The 17,082-nt window shown below is 44.8% G+C and carries 15 protein-coding genes and 1 riboswitch; of the genes, 6 read left to right on the forward strand and 9 right to left on the reverse strand.

Going from position 1 to position 17,082, the window contains the following annotated elements; genetic code table 11:
* Positions 1-98: 98 nt before the first annotated feature.
* The 3 genes from NST79_RS17370 to NST79_RS17380 are packed head-to-tail and all read right to left on the reverse strand — an operon-like array spanning position 99 to position 2,980.
* Positions 99-908: an ABC transporter ATP-binding protein gene (locus NST79_RS17370; protein ID WP_003243882.1), complete on the reverse strand. Its 810-nt coding sequence runs from the start codon at positions 906-908 to the stop codon at positions 99-101.
* A 15-nt stretch (positions 909-923) separates the two neighbouring features.
* Entirely contained in the window at positions 924-1,934 is a 1,011-nt protein-coding gene (locus tag NST79_RS17375) for an iron ABC transporter permease (protein ID WP_212060810.1), read from the reverse strand.
* Positions 1,934-2,980 carry an iron ABC transporter permease gene (locus NST79_RS17380; protein WP_167560388.1) on the reverse strand — a complete coding sequence of 349 codons (1,047 nt, stop codon included), beginning with the start codon at positions 2,978-2,980 and terminating at the stop codon, positions 1,934-1,936. Before NST79_RS17380 ends, NST79_RS17375 begins: the two co-directional genes overlap by 1 nt.
* Positions 2,981-3,185: 205 nt before the next feature.
* Here NST79_RS17380 and NST79_RS17385 point away from each other — a divergent pair, with 205 nt between their 5' ends.
* Positions 3,186-4,133, forward strand: a complete 948-nt coding sequence (locus NST79_RS17385; protein ID WP_167560390.1) for an iron-hydroxamate ABC transporter substrate-binding protein — start codon at positions 3,186-3,188, stop codon at positions 4,131-4,133.
* Positions 4,134-4,419: 286 nt separating this feature from the next.
* Here the strand turns inward: NST79_RS17385 and NST79_RS17390 are convergent, their stop codons facing one another.
* Positions 4,420-5,829 (reverse strand): amino acid permease, encoded by a 1,410-nt coding sequence (locus NST79_RS17390; protein ID WP_212060811.1) that lies wholly within the window; start codon positions 5,827-5,829, stop codon positions 4,420-4,422.
* 103 nt (positions 5,830-5,932) lie between these two features.
* Positions 5,933-6,112: riboswitch (Lysine riboswitch) on the reverse strand.
* Positions 6,113-6,228: 116 nt separating this feature from the next.
* Positions 6,229-6,369, reverse strand: a complete 141-nt coding sequence (gene sspJ / locus NST79_RS17395; RefSeq protein ID WP_003221612.1) for a small acid-soluble spore protein SspJ — start codon at positions 6,367-6,369, stop codon at positions 6,229-6,231.
* Positions 6,370-6,535: 166 nt separating this feature from the next.
* On the opposite strand from sspJ, the gene NST79_RS17400 reads away from it, so the two are divergent.
* Positions 6,536-7,018 (forward strand): metal-dependent hydrolase, encoded by a 483-nt coding sequence (locus NST79_RS17400; protein ID WP_003228444.1) that lies wholly within the window; start codon positions 6,536-6,538, stop codon positions 7,016-7,018.
* A gap of 99 nt (positions 7,019-7,117) precedes the next feature.
* The gene (locus NST79_RS17405; protein WP_212060814.1) at positions 7,118-8,971 is read left to right on the forward strand and encodes an LTA synthase family protein; all 1,854 of its coding nucleotides are present in this window, start codon (positions 7,118-7,120) and stop codon (positions 8,969-8,971) included.
* A gap of 27 nt (positions 8,972-8,998) precedes the next feature.
* Here NST79_RS17405 and NST79_RS17410 read toward each other — a convergent pair whose 3' ends face one another.
* Complete coding sequence (locus NST79_RS17410) at positions 8,999-9,925, reverse strand: substrate-binding domain-containing protein (RefSeq protein WP_161619304.1); 927 nt, start codon at positions 9,923-9,925, stop codon at positions 8,999-9,001.
* Between the two features lie 110 nt (positions 9,926-10,035).
* On the opposite strand from NST79_RS17410, the gene modA reads away from it, so the two are divergent.
* Entirely contained in the window at positions 10,036-10,818 is a 783-nt protein-coding gene (gene modA, locus NST79_RS17415; protein ID WP_212060816.1) for a molybdate ABC transporter substrate-binding protein, read from the forward strand.
* Positions 10,790-11,482 carry a molybdate ABC transporter permease subunit gene (gene modB, locus NST79_RS17420; RefSeq protein ID WP_014906541.1) on the forward strand — a complete coding sequence of 231 codons (693 nt, stop codon included), beginning with the start codon at positions 10,790-10,792 and terminating at the stop codon, positions 11,480-11,482. The genes modA and modB overlap by 29 nt, the downstream gene beginning before the upstream one ends.
* A gap of 29 nt (positions 11,483-11,511) precedes the next feature.
* Here modB and pgoN read toward each other — a convergent pair whose 3' ends face one another.
* On the reverse strand, positions 11,512-12,342 hold the full coding sequence (pgoN, locus tag NST79_RS17425; RefSeq protein ID WP_029318405.1) for a glyoxal/methylglyoxal reductase: 831 nt from the start codon (positions 12,340-12,342) through the stop codon (positions 11,512-11,514).
* Between the two features lie 222 nt (positions 12,343-12,564).
* On the opposite strand from pgoN, the gene yvgO reads away from it, so the two are divergent.
* A complete protein-coding gene (gene yvgO / locus NST79_RS17430; protein ID WP_014480858.1) occupies positions 12,565-13,050 on the forward strand; it encodes a stress response protein YvgO in 486 nt (161 codons plus the stop codon).
* Positions 13,051-13,094: 44 nt separating this feature from the next.
* On the opposite strand, the gene NST79_RS17435 is transcribed toward yvgO, so the two are convergent.
* Both NST79_RS17435 and cysI read right to left on the reverse strand, forming a co-directional pair.
* Complete coding sequence (locus tag NST79_RS17435) at positions 13,095-15,107, reverse strand: Na+/H+ antiporter (protein ID WP_212060818.1); 2,013 nt, start codon at positions 15,105-15,107, stop codon at positions 13,095-13,097.
* Positions 15,108-15,362: 255 nt separating this feature from the next.
* A complete protein-coding gene (gene cysI, locus NST79_RS17440) occupies positions 15,363-17,078 on the reverse strand; it encodes an assimilatory sulfite reductase (NADPH) hemoprotein subunit (protein ID WP_003243849.1) in 1,716 nt (571 codons plus the stop codon).
* Positions 17,079-17,082: the final 4 nt, after the last annotated feature.

The following is a 17,082-nucleotide window of genomic DNA, read 5'->3' on the forward strand; positions in this document are numbered from 1 at the left end:
AAGACTTGCAATCCTTTTATTGAAATGACGGAATCAAATAGAAAAATTGTATTTTCAAAGCCGAATAAAAAAAATCCCGGCTTCAAACCGGGATTTTTTCATACAGTAACTAGCTCTTTTTCATTTTTAATCAAGTCATAGGTCAAGCATACAGGTTTATTTGTACGGGGATCAGTCACGATTTCGGCATCAATCTGAAATACCTGCTTCAAAATGTCCGGTGTCATGACCTCCAGTGCAGTTCCTTCCTTGATGACCGTGCCTTTTTTGAGCGCGATCATATAATGAGAAAAACGAGCTGCATGGTTAAGATCATGAATGACCATTAAAATCGTCCGCCCTTGCTCTTTGTTGAGTCTGTCAAGCAGCTGCAGAATTTCAAGCTGATGTGCAAGATCAAGATACGTTGTAGGTTCATCCAGCAGAAGAAGTTCCGTCCCTTGCGCAAGCGCCATGGCAATCCACACGCGTTGACGCTGTCCGCCTGACAATGCCTCAATCGGCCGTTCAGCATATTCAGCCATGCCTGTTTCTTCAAGCGCCCATTTGATAATCCGGCGGTCTTCGTCATTTAATCTGCCGAATCCTGATTGATGCGGAAACCTGCCGTACGACACCAATTCGTGCACTGTTAGGCCGCTCGGCGCTTCAGGTGTCTGTGGAAGAATCGCCATATCTTTTGCAATGTCCTTTGTAGACATTTTATGAATCGCTTTGCCGTTTAAATAGACGGCACCTGCATGTGAACGCATAATTCTGGACATTGTTTTTAAAATCGTTGATTTCCCACAGCCGTTCGGGCCAATTAAGGTGGTAATTTTCCCTTTAGGAATCGATATATTTAAATCCTCTACAATCACCCTGTCGCCATAACCGATTCCAAGCTGTTCCGTTGATAATGAATTCATATTCGGCCCCCTCCTCTAATTCGCTTTCATCAATAAATAAATAAAGTAAGGTGCACCTAGCACGGAAATGACAAGTCCGACCGGAATTTCTGATGGTGCCAATACATTTCTCGCCAGCGTATCAGCAAGCAAAAACAGGAATGAGCCGATGAAGGCGGAGACCGGTATCAGCGTCTGGTGACGTGGACCGGTCAGCCTTCTAGCCACATGCGGCGCGATCAATCCGAGAAACGCGATGCCCCCAGCAGCTGCCACGCATGAAGCGGCAAGAGTGACCGCTGCCAGAAGAAGAATCCGTCTTTCCCTTTCAACAGCGGTGCCCAGCCCGGTCGCCAATTGGTCTCCGAGCTGCATAATGTTCAAATAGCGTGCCTTATATAAAGTAAACAGAAGCAAGATCACAATCCAAGGGAGAATCGCCCAGATCATATTCCAGTTCGCCCCCCATATTGAGCCGGATATCCAAACCGCGGCTTGCATAAAATCATGAGGGTCCATCTTGAGCTGAAAAATCAGCAACAGGGCGTTGAACCCGGCATTCACCCCTATGCCGACTAAAATCAGCCGAATCGGTGTCACGCCTTTTTTCCATGCCAGAATATAAATGAGAAACGCAGCGAGGATTGCTCCTGCCAAAGCACTGAACGGCAGCATAAATGTTCCGAAAAAGCTAAGATCTGAAGCTGACCCTTGAAAAAAGTATATAAAAAGCACTACAGCAAGTGAACCGCCGGCGTTAATTCCGAGAATACCAGGCTCGGCAAGTTCATTTTGAGACACGCTTTGCAAAATGACTCCAGCTACGGAGATCCCTGCTCCAACAAGCAAAGAAAGGATGATCCTGGGCAGCCTGAACTCAAATAAGACAAGTTCATCACGCGCCGTTCCTTGGCCGAAAAAGACCTGAAGCGTTTTAAGCGGTGCAATTTTGATAACGCCCAAATTGAGACTGATAAAAAAGACCACCACGATAAGCAAAAAGGTCACAGCCATTACAATAAGCGGTTTGTTTGTTTTTGTTTTCATTACAGCCCTCTCCTTTCACGACGTGCCAAATAAAAGAAAAAGGGAACGCCGATCAGAGAAGTCAGCGCGCCGACAGGCGTTTCAAAGGGCGCATTTACGAGTCTGGCCGCTATGTCAGCAAAAACAAGCAAAACAGCACCGAGCACCGCCGAGCAAGGAATGATCCACCGATAATCCACACCGACCAAAAAACGGGTAATATGCGGAATGATCAGCCCGATAAATGCAATAGTGCCGGCAATGGAAACCGCAGCTCCGGTCAGAATTACTACAATAAGCATGCCAACCAGTTTCACCGCTGATGTATATTGTCCAAGCCCTTTTGCCAGATCGTCACCGAGACTTAACACTGTAACAGACCTGGCGATGAAAAACGCGAGCGTTAAACCGACAGCCCCTGCAATAAGCAAAAGCTGGACCCCCGACCATTTCACACCCGCTACCCCGCCTGCGTACCAAAAGCTGATATCCTGAGCGACATCAAAGCGGATTGCAATGGCAGTTGAAATGCCGGTAAAGAAATAAGTAACTGCCGTACCCGCCAGAGCAAGCTTTACAGGCGTAAGTCCACCCCTTGAAAACATGCCGATGCCCATTACCGTCGATGCCCCCAGCCCCGCTCCCGCAAAGGACCATAGCACAAGCCCCATTGCAGAAAGTCCGGGAAAAAAGGCAAACGCAATCGAAACAGCAAACGCAGAGCCTGATGTCACACCCATAATCGAAGGCTCTGCCAATGGGTTTCTCGTCATCCCCTGCATGATTGCTCCCGACACTGCCAACAATGCGCCTACAAGCGCGGCAGCCGCCGTTCTCGGCAGCCGAAGATCATGTATAATTTGGTGAGATGTCTTTGTCGGCTGATAATGAAAAATGGCGTCCCATACAGTGCGCAAATGAATATCCGCTGCACCGAGGGATATGGATAAAAATGCGCCAAGGCAAAGCAGGCATAGACCTGCAATAAGGACGATGACCGCGCCATATGTCCTTGACGTCCATTGGATTTTTTCTGATGCAGTCTGTATATTTTTATGTTGACTCAACTGCCGTACTTCCTTTCTGTTACTGATAATGATTATCAATTGCTGTTTCAGTATATCACTTTTTTCAGCTGATTTAATAGAGTGTTTTGAACAAAAATGAAAATGCATTTGCAAAAATATCGTGTCAACCGGCACTTGCAGTGGTATAATCACAGATGATAATGATTCTCTTTTTCATCTATTTTTTAGAAAGAAGGTATGAGATATGACCCATATATACAAGAAACTCGGAACCGCGTTTTTTGCCCTGTTATTGATTGCAGCGCTGGCAGCCTGCGGGAATAACTCAGAAAGCAAAGGTTCTGCCTCTGATTCAAAAGGCGCAGAAACCTTTACATACAAGGCTGAAAACGGAAATGTAAAAATCCCGAAGCATCCTAAACGGGTGGTTGTCATGGCAGACGGCTATTACGGCTACTTCAAAACACTCGGCATCAACGTTGTCGGCGCGCCTGAGAATGTATTTAAAAACCCTTACTACAAAGGAAAAACCGACGGCGTCGAAAACATCGGAGACGGCACTTCGGTTGAAAAGGTCATTGATTTGAACCCTGACCTGATTATCGTCTGGACAACACAGGGCGCTGATATTAAAAAGCTTGAAAAAATTGCGCCGACTGTCGCAGTAAAATACGATAAGCTCGACAACATTGAACAGCTAAAAGAATTTGCAAAAATGACGGGAACTGAAGATAAAGCTGAAAAATGGCTGGCCGAGTGGGATAAAAAAGTTGCGGCAGCTAAAACAAAAATCAAAAAAGCGGTCGGTGACAAAACCATTTCCATTATGCAAACGAACGGAAAAGACATTTACGTATTCGGTAAAGACTTTGGAAGAGGCGGAAGCATCATTTACAAAGACCTCGGCCTGCAGGCTACAAAGCTGACAAAAGAAAAAGCCATTGACCAGGGGCCAGGTTATACAAGTATTTCATTAGAGAAGCTCCCTGATTTCGCCGGAGATTACATTTTCGCGGGCCCATGGCAATCAGGCGGTGATGATGGCGGCGTTTTTGAAAGCTCCATTTGGAAGAACCTGAATGCCGTTAAAAATGGCCATGTCTACAAGATGGATCCGATCGGATTCTATTTCTCTGACCCGATTTCATTAGAAGGACAACTGGAGTTTATTACGGAAAGCTTGACTAAATAAACAAAAGAGCCGACTGCCCGCGGCTCTTTTGCTGATTTATAAGGAACGGCTCAATTTGAATCATATCAGATATTTTCTTTGAGCCATTCATATTAAGCTGCATCCTCATCACGATCAGTTTTTTTATGCTGGAGAGACTGAAAAACGTTTTTTGCATATTCGATTGTGCCTTAAAGTTTTTCTTTCGATTTCAGCTTTCCTATCAGCTAGGTTAACGAACGGATTCTTAACAGAAGAAATTGTGATTTTATAAAAAAGACACCTGAGCAAATCAGGTGTCTTTTCATTATGCTTGTTTTTCTTTCTGGAACTTTTTACTCACAAATGGATAAACGATCAAGCCGACAAAGAATAAACCGATGCCGAGGATAAATGTCGTTAAATCTGCTGTGCCTGTTACGATAACAAACACGGAGTATGCACACGCCAGTATCGCGATCAATCCGTCTCTTACACGGGAGCCTTTCAGCTGGTCATACGTTTCACCTTTGATGACTACCTTCAAGCTGTAGATTGCAGATACCAGATACGGAATTAAATATGCGAGTGTAGCCGCTGTCGTTAAAAATGTAAATGCGTCACTTATTGTCCGGGAAATAACCGAGAAAATGAAGACCTGTGACATGACGTTTGTAATAATGAGTGCAATGACCGGACTTCCCTTTTTATTCGTTTTTGCAAAAAATGCCGGGAAATCTCCTGCTTTAGCGGCTTGGTATGGCACCTCAGAGCCAAGCAAAATCCAGCCGAGCATCGTTCCGAATAAACAAAGGATAGCCAAAAGCGCCATAATCACGCTTCCCGCGTTTCCAACAATCGCATAGAGTACATCAACAAATGGTTTTTCAGAGCCGACAAGCTTATCATGCGGCAGAACACCCATCGTAATTAAAGTCACAATAATATATATGCTCAAGGCAATCAGCAAGCCGGTAATTGTCGCACGTTTCACATCACGCTGAGAGCGCGCACGGCCGGACAGGATCACCGCGGATTCAATTCCGACAAACGCCCACAGTGTAGAAATCGCAGCGTTATGAACCTGGCCACCAATTCCAATGCTTGTGCCGTTTTCTCCTTGAACCGGGAAATAAAAATGACCGAATAATGACGTTTGAAACACAAACAAACCGGCAACGATAAAGAAGACAAAACCTAATACTTTAGAAAGCGTTGTGACAAAGTTTAATTTACTTGCGCCGTTAATGCTGGCAACAAGAATCGCGTGCGTTCCCCATAACAAGATCGTACATACGGCAAACGTCAGTAATTGGCCGAGTGTCACCTCTTGCCCGCCGATCGAAAACATCTCACGTTTATCAACCAAGATCGGGAAGAACGAAGTCAAGTAACCGGCGAGACTTGTGATGATCGCCACGTTACTGATCCAGCTCGCCACCCAGTAGCCCCACACCATTGTGAAACCGGCAGCGTTGCCTTTTTTCGGGTCAGAAAACAGCGCTCTTGCATAACTTTGCGGTCCCGCTGTCAGTTCAGGCTTACGAATGGACAAATGTCCGAACACAAGTGCAATCATCAGCACGCCGGCACCTGTCAAAAGCCAGGCGGACGTAGCTCCAAACGGACTCGCAATTGAAGCAAGCGAGCTCGGCAAGGAGAAAATTCCTGATCCAACCATATTTCCAACGACAAACGCCGTTAATAACCAAAAACCCCATTTTTTTGTCTGTTCCATTCCAGTACCTCCATGATTCTTTGTACGGACCAGACCCCGAGATCATATAAACGCAAAAAAAGCCTGAACAAAAGTCCATGCTTAAAGAAACACACACCCTTGATCTCCGGATAGCCCTCCGCGAAAAAGCACGCGGCAGTCCTGCACTTATTCAGATACAGTCCCAGCATAGAGAAGGATCGGCTTTCTCCACACTTCGGCGCTGATGCCTTTTACACATGTTTAACAGCCCCTGTCAGCCTAGCATGTGTGACTCATCATCCGCGCAACCTCTACCTCACTGAGAAAGAGTGAGGATTTAATTATTCAGTTACTCCCAGAAGGTTATCAAAGAAAGGATGATCTGTCAAAGGGAACAGATGGAAAATACGGATAGAGCCAAGCCCTATCCGCATGTGGTTATCGATTATTTTTCTTTTTTTGCACAGCTTCTTGAAGCGGATCATCTTTTAGAGCTGAACCAGCATCTTCAAGAGCTCCTTGGATTACGTTTTTTTCTTTTTCGGAACGTTTTCCTTTATCTTTATTAAAGAAACCCATTCGTATCACCTCTTTTAAAAAATAGGTACATGTTTAAGATGCCTCTTTCCTGAAAAATTATGCGGGATATTTTTTATCGTCCAAAGTCCTGTTGATCAAACATACATTCTCTTGATATATTTGTAATTCAGAGATTTTTTGCAAAAGATAAAAGGAGAAGCGGCAAATGACAGGAAAAACACACATCATGGGAGGCATCGCTTCTTGTACGGCAGCGGCTTATTATTATGGATTTGATCCAGTGCTTATGGCTGCGTCAGGCGCGGTTGGAGCATTAATACCCGATATCTGCCACACACAAAGCAAAATCGGGAGAAAATTTCCTATTTTATCGAAAGTGGTCAGCTCCGTTTTTGGCCATCGCACCTTTACACACAGCTTGCTGTTTATGCTCATCATGTTTTTTATCACTTCTACATACATTCCAGATAAAAACATATCAGCCGGCCTGATGATCGGAATGGCGAGCCACTTGATTCTTGACGCTTGGACGGTGAACGGAATCAAATTATTATTCCCTTCAACGATCCGCGTTCGGCTTCCATTATATATGAAGACAGGCAGTTTTTCTGAGCAGCTCGTGCTAGCCGGCCTGACCCTTGCTTCATGTTACTACTTTTATATGCTGTTTCATGGGCGCATGTTTTAAACATGAGTGCTGAGACTTGTCTGAACCGGCTGTTTTTAGTAGGTTTTACTTAAGAAGCATTTCATGCAGATGATCAAGAAAACGTGAGGAGTCATATTGATGAAAGGAACCTTTTTTCACAATCAGCGGTTTTTATGTTTTTCGATCTTATTTATGTGGATCAAAACGTATGTGATATATAAACTCGGCTTTGATTTGCAAATCGATACTCTGTTGGAGGAGCTAATGCTGCTGGTCAACCCGCTCAGCTTTATTCTTCCTTTATTCGGGATCGGCCTGTTTCTAAAAGAAAACAAGCAGCGGGCCTTTTTGCTGATTGCCAATTTGGTTCTGACTGTTATCTTGATCTCTAATACGATTTTTTACGGCTTTTATATCGATTTTATTACCATCCCGGTTTTATTTCAGGCCAGCAACATGAGCGATATGGGCAGCAGTGTAAAAGAACTGTTCCATCCTCTGTTTATCGCCCTGTTTGTGGATTTGGTTTTTCTGCTGCTGTTCGCCAGAAAAACCAAACACCCACAGACAAAAGCCGCTCCCCGCACGATCAAACGGTACTATGCAGCTTCCTGCGGCATGCTTTTATGCACACTGGCACTTGCAGAAGTACAGCAGCCGAAGCTTTTGGCACATTCTTTTGACCGAGAAATGCTAGTCAAAAGCATCGGTCTGTTTCAGTTCCACATTTACGATACAATTTCTCAGACTGTTAATATCAGCGCGAAAGCTTTTGCCGATGAAGACAGTATAACTGCCATTAAAAACTACACAGAGGCTGATTACAGCAAGCCTGATCAAAGCAAATTCGGCCTTGCAAAGGGGCGCAATGTCATCTTTGTAACACTTGAATCGACCCAAAGCTTTGTTCTGAATGAAAAAGTAAATGGAAAAGAAATTACCCCTTTTATGAATGATCTCATTAAAAAAAGCTATTCCTTTGATCATTTCTATCAGCAAACAGAACAAGGAAAAACATCAGATTCAGAATTTATCGTCGCTAACTCACTGTATCCTTCCCTTAGCGGCGCCGTCTTTTTCACGAAAAGCGACCATCAATTTCATACGATGTATAAATCGCTGAAACAGCACGATTATTATTCAGCCGTCTTTCACGCTAACCATAAAACATTTTGGAACAGAGATGTCATGTACGATACATTTGGCATTGACCGCTTTTTTGATGTTGATGATTTTCATGTCACTCCCGGGACATCGACAAACTGGGGCTTAAAAGACAAAGAATTTTTAGAGCAGTCCGCCGAAAAGCTGAAAAGCCTGCCGCAGCCGTTCTACAGCAGTTTTATCACGTTAACGAATCATTTTCCGTTTGAGATTGATGAAAAGGATCAGCTGATAGATGAATTCGATTCAAGCAGTGATCTGTTAAACCGCTATGTGACCACGGTTCGCTATGAGGATGAAGCATTGAAGCATTTTATCAAAAAACTGAAGGACGAAGGCTTATACGAAAATTCGATGATCGTATTTATGGGAGATCATTACGGCATTTCTGAAGCCCATAACGAGGCAATGGCTGAGTTTTTAGGGAAAGACGAAATCACACCGTATGACAACGTTCAGCTCCAGCGGGTGCCGTTTATCATACATATCCCGGGAATCACCGATCAACAGCCGGAAACCATCTCTGATGTTGGCGGGCAAGTCGACGTCAGGCCGACGCTGATGCATTTGCTCGGCGTTGAGACAAAAGGCGATATCCAATTCGGCAATGATTTGCTGTCGGGCGACCGCACCCCATTCGCCGTTCTGCGAAACGGCAGCTTTATTACGAACGATTATGTATACACAAAGAACACGTGCTATAGCCAAAAAACAGGTGAAGTGCTGGAAGATCAGGATGCGTGCCTCCCTTACAAGGAGAAAGCAAACGAAGAACTTTCTCTCTCTGATAAAATTTTAAATGGTGACCTGCTCAGGTTTTCCGAATGAAAAAATCCCTCTATCAAGAGGGATTTTTTACGTTTCCAACATCACCTTGCCAGTCAGCTTCGTTTCATAGCCGTTTAAATGAGACAAATTCGCCTTGTATTCCTCAGAATTCAAAATCTCCTTCACGGCTTTCAGCAGCTGCTCATGTTTTTTCAAAACAACGATATCATATTGTTCGTCGATGAGCGGGATAAAATCAACACTGCCCATATGTGCCGCGTGCTGCGCCCCGATTCCCGCGTCAGCCTGTCCGCTTGAAACTTGTGAAGCGACAGCGTAATGATCAGTCACGATATCGCCATATCCCACTACATCAGCCGGATTCACACCAAGCAAGCCAAGCTGTTCATCAAGGAGCACCCTTGCGCCAGAACCCTTTTCCCTGTTGATGATCCGGATATCGGCTCTTTTCAAGTCTTTCCAGCCTTGAATGTTTTTCGGATTCCCTTTTTGCACATACAGTCCTGCTTTGCGGAGAACGACATTGATGAGACAAAACGGTTCACCTGTCAAAATCCGTTTTACATAAGGCGCGTTATACTGACCCGTTTCTGCATCGTACAAATGGAGGCTGACAATGTCACACTTGCCTTGATACATATCAATCAGGCTGTTTAAGCTTCCTTTGTATTTACGGAGCGGCGTCTCCTGAATGGCATTCTCCAAATGCTTGCTGAGGATATCCATCGAAATATCCTGTCCGCTGATCATGACATTCAGTCTGCCGTCCGGCTCAGCCTCCTGCACCTGTTTCGGCGCTTCAGTTGCAGCGATGGGCTGAGACATTCTCATATTCGTTTTATATTGCTTTAAATCTTCTTCATCCACACGCATCTGCCTTCCGACACGGTAAGCAGGCAGCACGCCTTTTTTAATCAAATCATAAACGGTCAGCTTTGATACCTTCAGCAGACCTGCAACTTCTTCTATCGTATAGGAAGAGGTTTCATTCATCATCATCACTCTCCTATTTTATTATACCTTTTCGCCGAATGTAAAAAAACCCACATAAACCAAACATAATCAGTTATAATTAGTTATATCTAATGATAAGGGGTGCAATCATGTTTAAGAAGTATTCTATTTTCATCGCAGCCTTAACTGCTTTTCTGCTTGCAGCAGGCTGTTCTTCAAACCAGTCTTCAACGGACAGCGAGAAAAAAGTAACGTTAACCATCTCAGCTGCCGCCAGCGCGCAGGATGCACTTGAGGAAATCCAAAAAAATTATGAAAAAGATCATCAACATATAACCATCCAAGATAACTATGGCTCATCCGGCGCCTTGCAAAAACAGATTTCTCAAGGAGCAGGAGCAGATCTGTTCTTCTCAGCTGCTGAGGATAAATTTAAAAAGCTGGTGGATGATGGAGATATCGCAAAAAAAGACAGCACTGAATTAGTCGGTAATGAAATTGTGCTGGTCGTACCGAAAAACGGAGATTCACCTGTGACAAGCTTCAGCAATCTGGCTGAATCAGAAAAAATCGCTCTTGGCACTCCGGAATCCGTACCGGCAGGAGCTTATGGGAAAGAATCACTGACAAAGCTGTCTTTATGGGACAAAGTGAAGGAGAAAATTGTGTATGGAAAAGACGTTCGCCAAGTTCTTTCTTATGTTGAAACCGGCAATGTAGACGCAGGTGTTGTTTATAAAACAGATGCCCTAGTCTCGAAAAAGGTCAACATTGTTGACGAGGCAAAAGCAGATACACACAGCCCAATTGTCTATCCGTTAGGAATCGTAAAAGATACAAAACACCGTAAGGAAGCGAAGGAATTTTACGAATACCTGCAATCTGATGAAGCAATGAAAGTATTTGAGAAATATGGCTTTACTGCCGAGTAGCATAAGCGCTTCAGAATTTTTCACACCCGTTGTGCTTTCCTTTCAGGTGGCGGCAGTTGCCGGAATTGTTGTCATTATTCTCGGAACACTTGCTGGAGCATGGATGTCACGGGCATCATTTTTCGGAAAAACGGCACTCGAAACATGTTTTATGCTTCCGCTCGTTCTTCCGCCTACTGTTGTCGGTTTTATTCTGATCGTCATTTTCGGAAAGCACAGCTTCATCGGACAAGCCATCGAGTGGATTTTCCAGCAGCCTGTCATTTTCACCTGGTGGGCCGCTGTGATCGCCTCGGCTGTTGTAGCCTTTCCGCTTATGTATCAATCAGCCAAAACCGGATTTGCTGACATTGACCCCGATATACAAGGTGCGGCAATGGTAGACGGCGCTAGCAGATGGAAAGTGTTTATCCATATCTCCGTCCCGCTTGCCTATCCTTCATTGCTGACCGGAAGCATCCTCAGCCTTGCGCGGGCGCTCGGAGAATTTGGCGCAACACTCATGTTTGCAGGGAACATCCCCGGTGTTACGCAAACACTGCCAACGGCGATATATGTCGCATTGGATTCCGGCAACAATACCCTTGCCTGGGCGTGGGTCGTCTGTATTGTTGTCATTTCCTTTTTGATGCTGTTTTTCATTCAACAGAAAAAAACGCACTAAAAAACTCCCCGTAGCGGGGAGTTTTTTGATTAAAACAGAAGCTCATCAGGATTTGGGCCGACACGCTCATCTTTGTTTAATGCGTCAATTTTGTCCATGTCTTCTTGAGACAATTCGAAATCAAAAATATCAGCGTTTTCGATGATACGGTGTTCTTTAATGGATTTTGGAATGGTTACAACTCCATGCTGCAGATCCCAGCGCAAAATCACTTGAGCCACAGATTTATTGTGTTTTTCAGCAATCTGTGTCAGTACTTCGTTATCCAAAAGCTGTCCCTGCATGAGCGGAGACCACGCTTCCAGCTGAATGCCTTGCGCTTTGCAGTAATCTCTTAATTCTTTTTGCGTCAAGCGAGGGTGAAACTCAACTTGGTTCACCATCGGTTTGATTTCAGCATCTTTCAACAGCTCTTCTAAATGATGAACTTGGAAGTTGCTGACGCCGATCGCGCGGATTTTGCCGTCTTTGTACAGCTTTTCAAGCGCGCGCCATGTATCTTTATATTTATCTTTGCCAGGCCAGTGGATCAAATATAAATCTAAGTAATCAAGCTGCAATCTTTCCAGACTCTTTTCAAAGGCAGCAAGCGTTGTTTCGTAGCCTTGATCTTCATTCCACACTTTTGATGTGATGAAGAGCTCTTCTCTTGCCACACCGGATTCTTTAATCCCGATGCCAACGCCTTCTTCATTTTTGTAGATCGCTGCTGTATCAATGCTGCGATAGCCATTTTTAATTGCCGCTTTCACTGATTCAGTCGCTTCATTACCATTTTCTACTTTAAAAACACCCAGACCGAACCAAGGCATTTCAACTCCGTTATGTAACTTTACAGTATCTTTTAAACTTGTTGGCACTTGAACATCCACCCTTTCACTGAAATGTAAGCGTCTATATTATCTCACATTCCTCTCAGCCGATACCAATAATACGCTTAAGACCCTCTTTTTGCTTCTTTTTTCACAGCACAGGCAAATCCAAACACTATTTTTTTCCTATTTTAACAATATTGAGATTACAAATACATTGAGCAGGGTATGCGTTTAGTGTAACCAAATGAAAACAAAGGAGGAAACAACTTGAAACGTATTCGTATCCCAATGACACTTGCTCTTGGTGCCGCTTTGACAATTGCCCCTTTGTCCTTTGCTTCCGCTGAAGAAAATCCTGCTCCGAAGATGTCGCAGACAACTGCTGCTGGAACAACTGCCGCTGATGTAGGTTTAAACGTCAATCTGGATGTACTTGGAATTGCCAACCAGATCGCTGATGCCATCAAATCCGCACAGAACAGGGATGGGTTTGTGAAAAACCTCATGGAGTCTTCCTTCTACGCATCCGGCCAAAAATATAATGTCATGGTCTTTAATTTAAGCCAGGAATATGAAGATCATTTGAACGGTGTGCAATTTTACGGCTCAGCCGTTTACGACGGCATTACGTATGGCATTTGGGTATTTGAAGATGGAACCTTTACAAACAAAGGCGATGGCGGCTGGATCAACTGGGCCTTCAGAGGCTGGTTCGACCGGGATGGCAGCACTGTCGCATTTCATCGCCCTTAATATAGAAAAAAGCTGGCGCTCTAACGCCAGCTTTTTTGCTGCATTTATTCGCCGCCTTCAAGCATGGCGGCTTCGACATCATTAATGTATTGGCGAAGCTCATGGGAAATGTCCCGGGAAATTTCCCTCTCTTCGAAGAGCGTTTGAATTTCATTTCTGATCGCCTGCACAGCCTTCAGCTTTACTTCCAGCTTCTGATTTTCAAAATGGGCGCTTGATTTCAGCTCATGATGGCTGTGCTCCAGCCTGAAAATTAACTGTTTATAGAACGAAATGACAGATAAAAATACTTCTTTATGTTCTTCCGTCTTATGTTTTTCCAGATATTCTATCGCTGCTTTTGCCGTTTTCACTCTTGTTGCCCGTATCAATCCCGCTTCATTTAAAATCGACATCTCCGGCTTTTTATGTTCACCGAAGAAAATCCAATACATCAGCCGCTTGAGCCTTGTTTTTGATAATCCGACTTTAAACGGGTTCGCATACAAAATTTCCAACTCGTTAAATCGTTCTTGCAGCACATTTGCTGTTTCTTCCGGGATGTCTCCCCGCTCCAGCATTTTCATCAGCGCCTCTTGCTCAGCCTTAACCCCCTGCGCACGGACTTTTCGCTCGTGCTTCTTAATGCGATTAGATGATGTATACTGCTGAAAACGAAGATTTTTCATTTTCTCATTGTATTCAGCTATCACCGCAAGAGAGGCCGTTTTGTTTGTCTCATTCATGTCCTCTTTAATCGTTTGAAGGGCTGTTTTGATCAATTTGCGTCTCGCCGTCAGCAGCTTCTTGTTTCGTTCCTCGTCCTCTTCTTCTTTTTCAGTCAGAATCGGCAGCACAACGGTAGCAATGACAAGCGTGCATAAAATGACGCCGGCTGCTAAAAAGAGAATCAGATTTCTTTCCGGAAACGGCGTGCCGTCCTCCAGGAAATACGGAATGGAAAAAGAACCTGCAAGCGTTACTGCTCCACGCACACCGGAAATCGAAATTAACAGCGTCGAACGAAGACCCGGTTTATAGATGTTCTGATCTTTATTAAAGAACCATTTGCCGTTCCAGAAGAACAGCACCCACAGGAATCTCAGGAGCATTAACGTAAATGTGATGACTAGGATATAGCCGATCACCTTCATGTTGCTGATGGCAGTGTCGTTAAAGATAACAGAAATAACATCAGGGATTTGCGTGCCGAGAATAACGAAGACCAGGCCGTTCAAAATAAATAAAATAATGTTCCACGTACTTGAGGAGACGATTTGCAGCTTGATCATCGTTGATTCCAGACGATCCTGTTCAACCGCATGGGTAATACCGCCAGCCACAACAGCTAAAATGCCGGAAACGCCGATTTCTTCAGCTGACAAATAAATCACAAACGGCGTCAGAATTTGAATCAGCATATGCATCGTGACATCCTGCATGCCAAGGCGGCGCAGAAATAGGCGAAAACGAATAATCAAAAATGAAATGACAACCCCGCACAGCAAGCCTCCGAGAGAAATAAAGACAAAGCTGACAGCCGCTTGTGCTAATGAAAATGCACCAGTCACTGCCGCTGCAATCGCAAACTTAAAGGCCACCAGACCTGATGCATCATTCATCAGCCCCTCACCTTCCAGCAGGCGAAGAATCCCTTTTGGCATTTTCACTCTTCCTGATAATGCGCTGACAGCGACGACATCAGTCGGTGAAAGAATGGCCGCAAGTCCAAAGGCCGCTGCCAGCGGAATAGCAGGAATCATCCAGTGAATCGTGTAGCCGCCTACAATCACAGTCGCAAATACAAGGCCGAGTGCAAGCAATAAAATCGGAGCCCTTAAATTCCAAAGCTCTGCCCGCGGTGTCCTCTTTCCATCATTAAATAGCAGAGGCGCGATAAACAGAACAAAAAACAATTCGGTGTTTAATTCAAAATGAAGTCCCTGTGGAAATGAGGCGGCAAGAATCCCAAGAGCCACTTGAATCAGCGGCACCGGAATAAACGGAATAAACCGGTTCACGATATTAGAAATCGCAATAATCGTTAATAATACGAGCACAACTAAAAATATGTCCAAATGCATGACCTCCTTCGTCTGTTGTGTGTCGGCATGATGAGCCAAAAAATCTGTTTGTCTAAAAGCCCTTGAGCTAGGGTGGCCTTGCATCCGCTATGTGGTTTCGCAGGAGTTCTCTCCACACTTGTCTTCTTTTATAGTACCCTTTTTAGGGTATTTTTTCTCATGATATGCTCACAGTGAACTTTTTTGCAGCAGAGCAAATTACAGAAAAAAGAGACAGGAAGCTATTCCCTGTCTCTCTTCTTAGTTTTCTCAATCATGAAAATTCGTACCGTCAGTTGTTGCTTTAATAATGCCCGCGCGGATGACAAAGTCACCGAAATGCTCGCCTTCCTCGCGTTCTTTCGCATAGCGGGAAAGAAGGATGCGCAGCTCGCTTAAAATGTCTGCTTCACCGATGTTTTCACGGTACATTTTGCTTAAACGGCTTCCGTCAAACGCAGCGCCAAGATACATATTATATTTGCCCGGCGCCTTTCCGATAAATCCGATCTCACCGAGTGCATGACGTGCACAGCCGTTCGGACACCCTGTCATGCGAATGGTGATTTCCTGATCACGAAGGCCGTTTTCGTCAATAATCTCTTCAATCTTATCTAACAGGGTCGGCAAATAACGTTCTGCTTCGGCCATTGCCAATCCGCAGGTCGGAAGCGCGACGCATGCCATCGAGCTGCGGCGAAGTGCTGAATAGTGCTTGCCGTCAGTTAGTCCGTATTGTTCAATTAAAGCACTGATTTCTTCTTTTTTATCGCTTGAAACGTTCGCAATCATTAAGTTCTGATTGGCTGTCAGCCGGAACTCGCCTGTATGAACTTTGGCGATTTCCCGCAAGCCTGTCATCAGCTTATAATCATCGTAATCCGTTATACGGCCGCCTTCGACAAACAGCGTAAAATGCCATTTATCCTCGATGCCTTCCACCCAGCCGTAGCGGTCGCCGTTATGATCGAAATGATACGGCTTCGCTTCTTCCAGGCTCCAGCCGAGACGGTTTTCCAATTCTTCTTTTACGTTTTCTAAACCGAGGCGGTCAACTGTGTATTTGAACCGCGCATTTTTACGGACAGAACGGTTGCCGTAATCACGCTGAATCGTAATCGTTTTTTCAGCAACGTCATACATTTGCTCAGGCCGGCAGAATCCGATCACCTTGGCTAATTGCGGATATGTCGCAGTATCGCCATGCGTCATTCCCATACCGCCGCCGATTGCCACGTTAAAACCGATCAGCTTGCCATCCTCGACAATCGCAATGAATCCGAGATCTTGTGAAAAGACGTCAATATCATTAGACGGCGGAACGGCAATACCGATTTTAAACTTCCGCGGCAGATAGAGCGGTCCGTACATTGGCTCGACTTCTTCCTCCGGCGTGCCGGCAACTCTTTCCTCATCAAGCCAAATTTCATGATATGCTCTCGTCCGCGGCAGCAGATCATCACTTAATTTTTTAGACCACTCGTATACCTCTGAGTGGATTTCAGATTGATAAGGGTTTGATGCACACATGACGTTACGGTTTACGTCTCCGCAGGCTGCGATCGTATCCAAAAGTGCTGAGTGGATCGTCTGAATGGTTTTCTTCATGTTCCATTTCAGAATCCCGTGCATTTGGAACGTTTCACGTGTCGTCAATTTTAATGTGCCGTTCCCGTATTTCTGGGACAGGTCATCCATGACAAGCCATTGTTCAGGCGTCGAGACGCCCCCGGGCATACGCACGCGCAGCATGAACTGATATGCGGGCTCAAGCTTCTGCTTTTGGCGTTCATTTCGGAGGTCGCGGTCATCCTGCAAATAACTGCCGTGGTGTTTCATCAGGCGGTTGTCATCATCCGGAATTCCCGCACTGATTCGATCGAGCATCACTTCTTTCAGCGTGCCGCGCAAATAATCACTTTCTTTTTTAATGCGTTCAACATCACTTGGAGAGCCGTCCGGTGCTTTTAGAATTTTGGTCACCATGTTG

Origin of the sequence: Bacillus sp. PS196, from assembly GCF_037963555.1 — a bacterium.
Classification (GTDB): Bacteria; Bacillota; Bacilli; order Bacillales; family Bacillaceae; genus Bacillus; species Bacillus subtilis.